The organism is Mycetohabitans endofungorum, assembly GCF_037477895.1.
Taxonomy (GTDB): domain Bacteria; phylum Pseudomonadota; class Gammaproteobacteria; order Burkholderiales; family Burkholderiaceae; genus Mycetohabitans.
Genome location: NZ_CP132744.1, coordinates 289,977 through 301,862, shown reverse-complemented (window position 1 = coordinate 301,862; position 11,886 = coordinate 289,977). Strand labels below are relative to the sequence as shown.

The following is an 11,886-nucleotide window of genomic DNA, read 5'->3' as shown; positions in this document are numbered from 1 at the left end:
GGCCGTTGACTGGCGCCGGGTAATTCGTATGACTGTAGACTTTGAAGAACAATTCGTCTGATCTGATTTCCCGTAGTCTGCGCGCAGTGTGGCATCCGTGCACGCAGATGAAGCACCATGAGCAGTTGCCATTGATCGCCGTTGCGCGCGGCGCCGGGGCATGGCTCTACGATCGCGACGGCAAGCGCACTGAGGAAACGGCAACGTACATCGATATCGACGCACTGCTCGAGCGACTTGGGCACTGACGCGCGCTAGTCCGGGCCTTGGCGGCAAACCATACCCCGTTGGTAAATCTGCTTACGGAATCCGACAATCGGCGCTGCCTAGGACGTACCCCCGTGGGAAACTGGCCGATGTGCATCAATCCGCGCACATTCAAGCGGATTCGACAGAAACGGGGATAGACCGATGACTATGACCCAAAGCACGGCCCACACTGGCCTGCCAGCGTCCATTGCTCGGGGCGGTTCAGATACATGCGCGCTGGCCGACATCAGTACAGCGAGGGCCGAACGCAGCAGTACCACCGATGTCACGCGTAACCAGCACACCATGCGCTGGAGCACCTGCGACATCGCTGCCTTGTACGAATTGCCTCTGGGCGATCTGCTGTTGCGTGCGCAGCAAACACATCGCGACCACTGCGCTCCAAACGCCATCGAGCTGTCAGCGCTGCTGTCGATCAGAAACGCCGGGTGCGAGGAAGACTGCGCCCGCTGCCCTTCATCCGCTCACCCTGGCATGGGACTGAAGGCGGCGCCGCTCATGTCGCTGCACGACGTGCTCAGTGCAGCCCGCGCGGCCAAGGAAAGCGGCGCGAGCCGGTTCTGCCTAAGCGCCGCATGGCGCAATCCCAAGGCGCGGCATTGGGACAAGATCCTGGAGATGATCCGCGGCGTTAAGGCGCTCGGGCTCCAGACCTGCGCCACGCTGGGCATGCTCAACGACGAGCAGGCCAAGGCACTGCGCGATGCGGGACTGGACTACTACAACCACAATCTCGACACCTCGCCCGAGTTCTATGGGCAAATCATTTCGACCCGCACTTATCAGGACCGCCTGGACACGCTCGAGCGAGTGCGCAATGCGGGCATCGCGGTGTGTTGCGGCGGCATCGTCGGGCTGGGCGAGTCGCGCCGCGACCGGGCCGGGTTGATTGCACAACTGGCGAACATGACGCCCTACCCAGAATCGGTGCCAATCAACGCTCTGATGCGCGTGAAGAGCACGCCGCAAGCCGATGCCACGGCGCTCGACCCGTTCGAGTTCGTCCGCACGATTGCCGTCGCGCGCATCACAATGCCCACGGCAGTGATCCGCCTGTCGGCCGGACGCGAGCACATGGACGATGCGCTGCAGGCGCTATGCTTTTTTGCCGGCGCCAACGCCGTACTCTACGCAGACCCCTTGCTGGAACCGGGGCACCCGCAGCTGGCCAAGGACTGCGCGCTGTTCGCCCGGCTGGGACTGCACATCGCGTAACGCTCGTACTGGCTATAGCCGCAGGAGGCAGCCGCCCCCCGCTTGAACGGCGCGCGGCACTTCATGCACGCCGTGTATCTCAGGCCGCTATCGACGCTTTTGCGGAACTATTTCGTCAAGCGTTCCGCCGTCGATAAAATGCGTTTGCTCCGCTTTAGCCCAACCACCAAATACCTGTTCGACAGTAAACGTCTTAATTGCTGGAAACTTCGCTGAATGCATCGCCAATATCGTCGCGTCGCGTGGTCGAAAATGGTGATTTGCGATGATTTGCTGCGCCTTAGGCGACCATAGGTAATTGAGATACGCCTGGGCTTGCTCACGCGTGTTGCGCTCGTCGACGACCTTGTCCACCAGGGCAACCGGCGGCTCAACAAGCAAGCTTATCGACGGATATATCGCTTCATAGTTCTCTCCCCCTTCGCCACCTATGATAGAAGCCACTTCATTCTCGAACGTCACGAGTACGTCGCCGATACCATGCTGCGTGAACGTCATCGTTGCGCCTCGCCCCCCGGTATCAAACGTCGGCGTATCAGCCATAATCGCTTTCACAAATTTCTTCGCCTGAGCGTCATCCCCTCCCCGCTGCAGTTTGTAGCCCCATGCAGCCAAATAGGTATAACGGCCGTTACCCGATGTTTTGGGGTGAACCATAATGACCTGAATACCCGGCCGCGCGAGGTCATCCCAGTCCCTAATCTTTTTCGGATTACCCTTGCGCACAACGAACACCACCGTAGTCGAATAAGGGCTGCTCGAATTCGGCAGCCGCGTACGCCAGTTTTCAGGCAAAAGTTTCCCACGCTGAACGAGCAGATCGATATCCGTTGGATGGTTCATCGTTACGATATCGGCCTGCCGCCCGTATAGCACGGACAACGCCTGGGAAGTTGATGCACCGTGCGACTGCCTGATCGATATGGATTCGCCTGTGCTCTTCGTATAGCTGGCGACGAAGCTGGCGTTGATATCCTCATAGAGTTCGCGCGTAACGTCATATGACACATTCAGCAGCGACTCGTTGGCACGCGCGCCCTCCGTCGCTGCTAGCGCTAATATCAGGCACACCGCCAACACGAGCCATTTTGCACGGTGAATCGCCATCCCCTTTCCCCGGTCTAAAAATCGCATTGTAACCAGCGCCCCAAAGTAGGGCAGCCGAAGACCATGGCACTTGTTGCGCCTGCTGGAGAGCAAATTTCGTTCCGGTAGCGCATGCCGTCGGCACAGAATAGGCGCTCGCCATGCCAAGATAGACCTGCTTTGATTTCTGTCAATGGGCCGAACCGCTGGCACTGGCATACTCGTATGTGGACTAAAGTTTGTTGCCGCTGCTCGGCTCCAGAGCCGAGCAAGCCACCGCGCACCGCACAAGGACATCACCCGCATGACGACCACCCGCGACCTGTTCGATGCTGAGTTGATCAGCCGCTACGCGCTCGACGGCCCCCGCTACACGTCCTATCCGAGCGCGGCGTTGTTCAATTCATCGCTGAACGTCGAGACATACCAAGGCGCCATCCAACGGTCCAATGCGCGTGGCGGGGACTTATCGCTGTATGTGCATCTTCCATTTTGTGACACCGTTTGCTTTTACTGTGGCTGCAACAAAGTCGTCACGAAAAACCGCAGCCGCGCCGACCGCTACGTCGAAACGCTGAGCCGGGAGCTTGCGCTGCAATCGACGCTGTTCGGACAAGGCCGGCGGATACGCCAACTGCATTGGGGGGGCGGCACGCCAACGTTCCTGTGCCGGCTTCAAATCATGCAGTTGATGAACTGGATCGGCGAGCATTTCACACTCACGCCGGATTGGAACGACGTCGAGTATTCAATCGAGATCGATCCTCGCGCGATTAACGATTCGACAATCGCAGTGCTGCGCGAGATGGGCTTCAACCGTCTGAGCCTGGGCGTACAAGATTTCGATCCGCTCGTGCAGCAAGCGGTCAACCGGCTCCAGCCACACGAGACGACAACCGACGCGATCCGCCAGGCACGCGAGAGTGGCTACAAGTCGATCAGCGTCGATTTGATCTATGGGTTGCCGCACCAGACGGTATCGAGCTATGCGCGCACGCTCGACACCATCATCGAACTTGCACCGGACCGGCTGTCAGTGTTCGCTTACTCCCACCTGCCGCATCTGTTCAAGATGCAGCGCCAGATCGATTCGAACGCGCTGCCATCGCCCGCGCAGCGGCTGGCGATCCTGCAGTTAGTCATCGAACGGCTCAGCGACGCCGGCTACGTCTATATCGGGATGGATCATTTTGCCCGGCCGGACGACGAGCTGGCGATCGCGCAACGCAACGGCACGCTGCACCGCAACTTTCAAGGCTACAGCACCCACGCTGACTGCGACGTATTGGGCATCGGTGCGTCCTCGATTGGCCGCATCGACGATGTCTACGCGCAAAACGAAAAGGACGTCGAGCGCTACGAGGCTCGGGTGCGCCGCGGCGAGCTGCCGCTTTCTCGTGGCTGGCGGCTGAACGCCGATGACCAGCTGCGACGAGACGTGATAGGGCAATTGATGTGTGCATTCTCCTTGCGCTTCGCGCAGGTCGAGGCGACGTACGGCATACGCTTCTCGTCGTATTTCGAGCAGGAGCTGGAGCGCCTGCGTGCACTGCAAGCCGACGGGCTGGTGTCGGTAGACAATGAAGGCATCGTCGTACCGATGCGCGGCCGGCTGCTGATTCGCAATATCTGCATGACGTTCGACCGCTATGTGGATACCTCCAGCGGCGCGGTGCAGTACTCGAAGACGGTCTGAATGGCCGCCGATCGCGGTGCGGTGCTCGAGCGCGATGAGCCGGTCGCTGGCCTCGTACAACGCAAGCGCGGGTACTAACGAGGGCAGGCGTGCTAGCGCCCGTGCCGGCGCAACAGCGCGTACAGCAAGATAGCGCCGAACGTCGCGGTGCCAAGGCCGCCGAGCGCGAAGTTGCCCAGGTGCACCGTAAAGTCGCCCGCGCCCAGCACCAGCGTGACTGCGGCCACGATCAGATTACGGTTTTCGGTGAAATCGACGCGGTTCTCGACCCAAATGCGCGCGCCGGTCACCGCGATCAGCCCGAATACGACGATCGATACGCCGCCGAGGACGGGGCCTGGGATCGTCGCGATGAGCGCACCGAACTTCGGCGAGAAACCGAGCACGACCGCGATCAGCGCGGCCACCACGAATACGAGCGTCGAGTAGATCTTTGTGGCGGCCATCACGCCGATATTCTCCGCGTATGTCGTCACGCCAGTACCGCCAGCGAGGCCCGACACGATGGTGGCCAAACCGTCGCCGACGAACGCACGGCCAATATATTGGTCCAGGCTCTGGCCGGTCATTGCGCCGACTGCCTTGATGTGACCAAGGTTCTCCGCGACCAGGATCACCGCGACCGGCGCCAGCAGCGACATCGCCGGCATTTGGAATACCGGCGTCGCGAATCGCGGCATCCCGAACCAGGCGGCGCGAGCAACGACCGAAAAGTCGATCGGCTCGCCCAGCCCAAGCCCGTTGGTGACGAGCGCATACATCGCATAGGCAAGCGCCAGTCCGACGAGAATCAACAGCCGTTGCACGATGCCGCGCGTGAACACGGCGATTATGCCGACGGTGACCACGGTCAGCAACGCCATCGCCGCATCGAATGTCGTCGCCGTGACGCCCTTAACTGCGATCGGCGCAAGGTTCAGGCCGATCACGGCCACCACCGCGCCGGTGACCACCGGCGGCATCAGCTTCTCGATCCAGCTCGTGCCGACCACGGTCACCCACAGCCCGATCGCCGTATAGACAACGCCGCACGCGACGATGCCGCCCAACGCGACCGGCACGTTCAGATTCGGACCCTGCCCAGTGTAGCCCGTGGCGGCGATCACCAGTCCAATGAACGCAAAACTCGATCCGAGGTAACTCGGCACGCGGCCGCCGACCAACACAAAAAACAGCAGCGTGCCGATACCCGACATCAGGACGCACAGGTTCGGATCGAATCCCATCAACAACGGCGCGAGTATGGTCGAGCCGAACATCGCGACCACATGCTGCACGCCCATCGCCAGCGTCTGTGCGACCGGCAGCCGCTCGTCGGGTGCAATGACGCCGGGCGGCACGCTGGAGCGCCCGGCTACGCCGCTGACCCTACGCCAGCATGGAAAGTAGGAATCAAACATAAAGGCTATCCTTCGATTGTCGTTGTTGGCTGTCGTTGCTTGGTTGTCGTTGCTTGGTTGTCGTTGCTTGGTTGTCGTTGCTTGGTTGTCGTTGTTCGCTCATCGTTGTACGCGCCCGCCATCATAACCGTCGCTTACCGGCGCGCGTGGATAGCGCCGTCTCGGACAGGTCGATCTCGCGAATCAGCTTATTCAGCGTCACGTCGTTGATCCGATTGGCCCCGCGCAACCGCACCAGCGCCATGCGCTCCGCGCGCATCGCGGCAAAACGCATCTGCACCTCGACGCTCTCGGTGAGTCGCGCCTGCTGCCGTTGCGCTTGCTCCTCGCCCAACCTGGCCTTGCGATGCCGGTATGCGTCGCACAGGCGCGCCGCCACGTCGCCAGCAGCCGCTGCGCGTGCGGTGTCCTCGCCGGCGCTCAGTGACGTCAGCTCGCCATCGATTGCGCGGATCGCTGCGTCGGCGGCCGCCACGCGCGCGTCGCGCTCTTCTTGCGCGTGCGGATCAACGCCGCGCCGCACACCGCTCGTGAGCAGTGGCAGTCCGATTAGGCCAATGGCGAGCGACGCTAATATCACGCTCGACGCAATGAACACCGCTAGCTCCCGAGCGGGCAGCGGCGTGCCATCCGGCAGCGCGATCGGCAGTGACAGCACGCCGGCCAGCGTGATCGCACCGCGCACGCCGGCCACGGTCGTCAGCGCGACGATCCGCAAGCCCGGCACCGCGCCCTTGACACCTTGCCGAGACGCGCGGCGGCTGGCGAACCAGCGCAGCAACCAGACCCAGACGAAGCGCAACGCATACAGCACGATAATCACTGCAGCGAGCTGGCTGAGCAACGTCCAGAAGTCTGTCGCGCCACTATGATGCGCGTCGATCAGCACCGGCGCGATCAGGTGCGGGAACTGCATGCCGAGCAGCGTGAACGCGACGCCGTTGAAAACGAATTCGATCAGCGACCATGCACTCTGCGTACGCACCCGTATATCCAGCGGACCCACGTGCGCGATCGGCGCATAGTTCATTGCCATCCCAGCCGACACCGCAGACAGGATGCCGGACAATCCCAGATGTTCGGCGAACAGGTACGCAGCAAACGGTATCAGCAACGTGACCAGTGCGCCGGCCGCCGGGTCACCGTCGCCGGGCAGCTGCGACAGGCGGCTGGACACGAAGCTGACCGCCCATGCGATGGCCGCGCCGACCAGCAGCCCGCCGGCGGCGATCAGCACAAAACCGATCGTGGCGTCACGCAGCGAAAACACGCCCGTGACCGCCGCGGCGACCGCGAACTTAAACGCGACCAACCCTGACGCGTCGTTCATCAACGCCTCGCCTTCGAGAATGTGCATCAGGTGGGGTGGAATGCGCCCAGGGCCGGCGACGCCGCTGAGCGCGACTGCATCGGTCGGCGACAGTACAGCAGCCAGCGCAAAGGCGACCGGCAGCGGCATCTGTGGGATCATCCAATGGATGAAGTAGCCCAGACCGGCGACGGTGAAAAGCACCAGAAACAGCGCCAACATGAGGATCGCGCGGCGTTGCCTGAAGAATTCGCGCTTCGGGATCCGCCATCCGTCGGCAAAAAGCAGCGGCGGAATGACCAGCAGCATAAAGATCTCCGGGTCCAGCCGCAGCTGCGTCGCCAGGTCCAGCGGCGCGAAGGCAAGCGCGGCGCCGACGAGGATCTGAATCAGCGGCATCGGCAGCGGGACGTGTACCAGCCGGTCGATCAGCCCCGACGCCGCGACGGCCAACAGCAGAATGAGAATATTAAAAACGATTTGCATGTGCACAATGAGGTGAAACGAAGATACACAGTTCCGCGTGACGGATTCCCCCGATGAAGTACGCGCACCATACTGGTACGCGCGAAACCGGGCGCGGCGCGCCGTTGCGGTGTCCATCGCGGCCAGCAAGCATCACAGAACGAGTACAGAGCTGGCTTTCTCATCCGATGAAGCGTGCGGCACAGCGGTTTGCGGCCGGCGAGCCGTTGTCCGCGGTATGCTGGAACTTCCTGTCGCTGGAGCACGCGTCGCGATGCTACCTGCTCGATGAGACGGCCGCTGCCGATCGCTACGTGGGTCGGCGAGCGACCGTGCATGCTGTGCACCGACGTAGATTGGCGGCCGGATCCGGCCGACGAACGGCCCAGCGGCACCATCGCAGTCGCCATGATCTGACGCAACAGGCGGCATCGCCGGCCAACCGACCAGCAGGCCGACGCGCCACTAGGCCAGCCACCGCGCTCGCGGCTGACAAATCAGCGCGCCACCACCGGTATACCGCGCAACGCGCCGGTCGCGGGCGCCTGCTCGAGCGCGGTCCGCACCGCGTCGCCGGTCGCCGGCTCGATGCCAAGCCGCCGCGCGAGCGCGCGCTCGCGGGCCTTGGCTGCGACCACGCTGGCGAGCTTGACCGGTCCATAGCCACGCACTTGCTGCATGACTTCAGCCAGCCGCACCGCGTCGGACAACGTATCGGGTGAAAGCACGCCAAGCAGCGCATCGATGCTGGACTCATAGTCCAACGCGAGTTGCCGCTCCATGCGCCTTTCCAGCGTTCTGCCGAACGGATCCAGCGGCGTGCCACGCAATCCCTTGAGCCGGGCCAGTACACCGAGTGCAGGCCACATCCATTGGCCCAGCCGCACCTTCTTCGGCCGCTGCCCGAGAGCTGCGTGCGTGAGTGCCGGGGGCGCCATGTTGAACTCGATACGGAAATCGCGTCCCGCCACACCGTCAAATTGCGCCTGCAGCGCCTGCCGGAATGTACCGTCGCTATAAAGGCGCGCGACCTCGTATTCGTCTTTGACGGCCAGCAGCTTGAAGAAGGTCGTCGCCACTGCACGCGTCAACGGTTCACTGCGGTGCCCGGCTGCCGCGCCACCGGGCGCCAGGCGCCGCTCCGCCTCACGTACCTTGTCGAGCAACGCGCAAAAGCGCGCAACGTACCGCGCCCCGCCATAGGCGAGCAGCCGAGCCTGGCGATCGGCAATCACTGCGTCCACGTCGGTGGCGACATCGGGCGTCACCGAGAACGGCAGCGTCGGGGCCTCGGCACGCGGCGTATGAAGCAGCCCGTCGAGCGCCGCCGCATCCGCGGCGGCGACCCGACCGAGCGAGAATGCCACCTTGTTCGCGCTGACCGCGACGTTGTTCAACTCGATCGCGCGCAGCATCGCATCGAGTGATACCGGCACGAGGCCACGCTGCCACGCATAGCCGAGCATCAGAATGTTGGAGCCGATCCTGTCGCCGAGAAACCGTTGCGCGAGCGCCTGCGCATCGCAGGTCTCGAGTCGCTCGTCACCTGCTGCGTAGCGCATCTTATCGAGCAACGCTGGCGCGTGAAGGTCTGCATCAGGATTGCCGACAAACGAAGCGGTCGGAATGGGATGGGTATTGACGATGATGCGGGTACGGCCATGCCGGACCGTTTGCAGTGCGTCGGCGCCCGCGCCCACGACCATGTCGCAGGCCAGCAGCAAGTCGGCCTGCTGTGTATCGATACGCGCCTGGTTCAGCAGCGCGTCGGTCGCGGCAAACCGCACGAACGACAGCACCGCGCCACCTTTTTGCGCGAATCCCATAAAATCGAGCACTGATGCACTCTTGCGATCCAGGTGGGCAGCCATCGAGATCAGCGCACCCGCGGTGACTACACCCGTGCCGCCCACGCCGGCCACCAGAATATCGTACGGTGCATCGCCCAATGGCGTTGCCGGCCGTGGCAGCCGCGCCGCCACCGCGGATAATGCATTGACGTCAAATGCAGTGCCGGCCGGCTGCTTCAGCTTCGCGCCCCGCACGGTCACAAAGCTCGGGCAGAAGCCGTTTACACACGAGTAGTCCTTGTTGCACGATGATTGCTCGATACGGCGCTTGCGTCCCAACGGTGTCTCCAGCGGCTCGACGGACAGGCAATTGGACTGCACGCCGCAATCGCCACATCCCTCGCATACCGCCTCGTTGATGAACAGGCGCCGATCCGGATCAGGGAGCTCGCCCTTCTTACGGCGACGCCGCTTCTCGGCGGCACAGGTCTGGTCGTAGATCAATACGGTAACACCGGGCGTGTCGCGCAGGCGACGCTGCACCTCATCGAGTTGCGCGCGGGGTTGAAACGTGGTGCCGCGCGGAAACAGCCCCTCGTGCCCCTGGTATTTCTGCGGCTCATCGCTGACCACGACGAGCGCTGCAATGCCCTCGGCCTCGACCTGCCGCGCGATCTGCGGCACGGAGATACTGCCGTCCACGGGTTGCCCGCCGGTCATCGCGACTGCATCGTTGTACAGGATTTTGTACGTGATATTCGTACGCGCCGCCACCGCCTGGCGAATCGCCAGCAAGCCGGAATGGAAATACGTGCCATCGCCCAGATTCTGGAATACGTGCGGCGTCTTCGTGAACATCGAGTGCGAGGCCCAATCCACCCCCTCGCCGCCCATCTGGGTCAGCCCGGTCGTATCCCGCTCCATCCACGAGGCCATGAAGTGGCAGCCAATGCCCGCCTGCGCGATCGACCCCTCCGGCACGCGGGTCGACGTATTATGTGGACAGCCGGAACAAAAATACGGCACCCGGCGCACCACATCGGCCGCGTTCGACAGGATCTGCGGTGCGACCAGTTCGACCACCCGCTCGCGGCGGTCCAACGCCGGCTTGTGGCGTGCCAACCAATCGGCGAATACCGGTAGCACACGCGACGGACGCAGCTCGCCGAGCGCCGACAGCAATGGCCGCCCCTGCACATCGTGCTTACCGATTACCACGGGCCGCGCATCGGCGCGGCGGTTGAACAAGTTATCCTTGATCTGCTGCTCGACGACCGGTCCTTTCTCCTCGATCACGAGTACTTCTGACAGCCCGTTGACGAAGGCGTCAATGCGGGTCATCTCGAGCGGGAACGACAGGCCGACTTTGTAAATGCGAACACCAGCGGCGTCCAGATCCTGCACCGTGAGCCCGAGCCGCCGCAAAGCTTCCATCAGGTCCAAGTGTGCCTTGCCGCACGTGACGATGCCCACGTTCGCATGCGTACTGCGCGCCACCCACTTGTCGATGCTGTTGACACGCGCAAAATGTCTGACCGCGTCAAGCTTAGCCGCCATGCGCGCCTCGATGGCCAGACTTGGCAAATCGGGCCAGCGGTTGTGTAGCCCGTGCGGCGGGCTGACACAGTCGGCCGGCGCGGACCATTCGGTTCGCAACGCGTCCAGGTCCACGGTCGAGCCCGATTCGACCGTCTCAGAAATCGCCTTGAAGCCGACCCAGTTTCCCGAAAACCGCGACAGCGCCCAGCCGTACAAGCCGAACTCGAGCATGTCGGCGACATTCGCCGGATTGACGATCGGCATCTGCCACGCGATCATAGTAAAGTCGCTCTGGTGCGGCATTGACGAGGACACGCAGCCATGATCGTCGCCGGCCACCACCAGCACGCCGCCGTGCGGCGACGAGCCATACGCATTGCCGTGCTTGAGCGCGTCGCCGGCGCGATCCACACCCGGGCCCTTGCCATACCACATCGCGAACACACCGTCGACGGTGCGCTGCGGGTCGGCCTCCACGCGCTGCGTGCCGAGTACCGCGGTGCCACCGAGTTCCTCGTTGACGGCCGGCAGGAAGCGGATGCCACCCGCATCGAGATGGGGCTTAGCCTTCCACAATTGCTGATCCACCATGCCCAACGGCGAGCCGCGATAGCCGCTGATGAACCCTGCCGTATTGAGCCCCCGCGCCTTGTCTAGCGCGCTTTGCATCAACGCGAGCCGCACCAGCGCCTGCGTCCCGGTGAGAAAGATGCGGCCACGGGTGGCGCGCAGATTATCTGACAGCTGGTAGGCAAACAGTAGCGGATCCTGCGATCCGAACGGGAGGCGATCGACGCCCATATTTGTCTCCTGTGTATTTTGGGGTACCGGAGAGGCCTCGCGGCGGATACCGGGAGATGCGCCGTCCAAGGGGGACGCGAGGCGCTTGGCAATACACTATTCTTCCGCAGAAACGCGGGAAGATTTTTACGAAGATCGGTGCACACACAGCGCTTGTGCGGTAAATTTGCCACGAAACACCAAGTTACGAGCGAATTCGCCTGCTCTGCGCCCAACAGGCCAAAGAGGCAATAGTGCCGCCAGCACCGACGTGCGGGCGCCTCGCGCACGCCAGCTAAGCCCCATGACAGACGCGAGTCAATCCGACGGCCATCG

6 protein-coding genes and 2 pseudogenes are annotated in these 11,886 nt (G+C 62.9%); 4 read left to right on the top strand and 4 right to left on the bottom strand.

From position 1 onward, the window contains the following. Positions 1 to 41 precede the first annotated feature (41 nt). Positions 42 to 188 (top strand): annotated as a pseudogene (locus RA167_RS01245) (adenosylmethionine--8-amino-7-oxononanoate aminotransferase BioA); the annotation flags it as partial. A gap of 223 nt (positions 189 to 411) precedes the next feature. After that, on the top strand, positions 412 to 1,485 hold the full coding sequence (bioB, locus tag RA167_RS01240) for a biotin synthase BioB (RefSeq protein WP_370643024.1): 1,074 nt from the start codon (positions 412 to 414) through the stop codon (positions 1,483 to 1,485). Between the two features lie 87 nt (positions 1,486 to 1,572). Here bioB and RA167_RS01235 read toward each other — a convergent pair whose 3' ends face one another. Next, positions 1,573 to 2,592: a sulfate ABC transporter substrate-binding protein gene (locus RA167_RS01235; protein WP_076785967.1), complete on the bottom strand. Its 1,020-nt coding sequence runs from the start codon at positions 2,590 to 2,592 to the stop codon at positions 1,573 to 1,575. A gap of 283 nt (positions 2,593 to 2,875) precedes the next feature. On the opposite strand from RA167_RS01235, the gene hemN reads away from it, so the two are divergent. Next, positions 2,876 to 4,267, top strand: a complete 1,392-nt coding sequence (gene hemN, locus RA167_RS01230) for an oxygen-independent coproporphyrinogen III oxidase (RefSeq protein ID WP_076785966.1) — start codon at positions 2,876 to 2,878, stop codon at positions 4,265 to 4,267. A 92-nt stretch (positions 4,268 to 4,359) separates the two neighbouring features. Here the strand turns inward: hemN and RA167_RS01225 are convergent, their stop codons facing one another. Continuing rightward, the gene (locus RA167_RS01225) at positions 4,360 to 5,667 is read right to left on the bottom strand and encodes a solute carrier family 23 protein (protein ID WP_076785965.1); all 1,308 of its coding nucleotides are present in this window, start codon (positions 5,665 to 5,667) and stop codon (positions 4,360 to 4,362) included. 121 nt (positions 5,668 to 5,788) lie between these two features. Next, a complete protein-coding gene (locus tag RA167_RS01220) occupies positions 5,789 to 7,462 on the bottom strand; it encodes a Na+/H+ antiporter (protein ID WP_076785964.1) in 1,674 nt (557 codons plus the stop codon). 170 nt (positions 7,463 to 7,632) lie between these two features. Between RA167_RS01220 and RA167_RS15575 the strand changes: the two are divergent. Next, positions 7,633 to 7,770: pseudogene (locus RA167_RS15575) on the top strand (EAL domain-containing protein); the annotation flags it as partial. Positions 7,771 to 7,938: 168 nt separating this feature from the next. Here the strand turns inward: RA167_RS15575 and RA167_RS01215 are convergent. Continuing rightward, positions 7,939 to 11,571 carry an indolepyruvate ferredoxin oxidoreductase family protein gene (locus RA167_RS01215; RefSeq protein WP_076785963.1) on the bottom strand — a complete coding sequence of 1,211 codons (3,633 nt, stop codon included), beginning with the start codon at positions 11,569 to 11,571 and terminating at the stop codon, positions 7,939 to 7,941. Between the last annotated feature and the right edge of the window lie 315 nt (positions 11,572 to 11,886).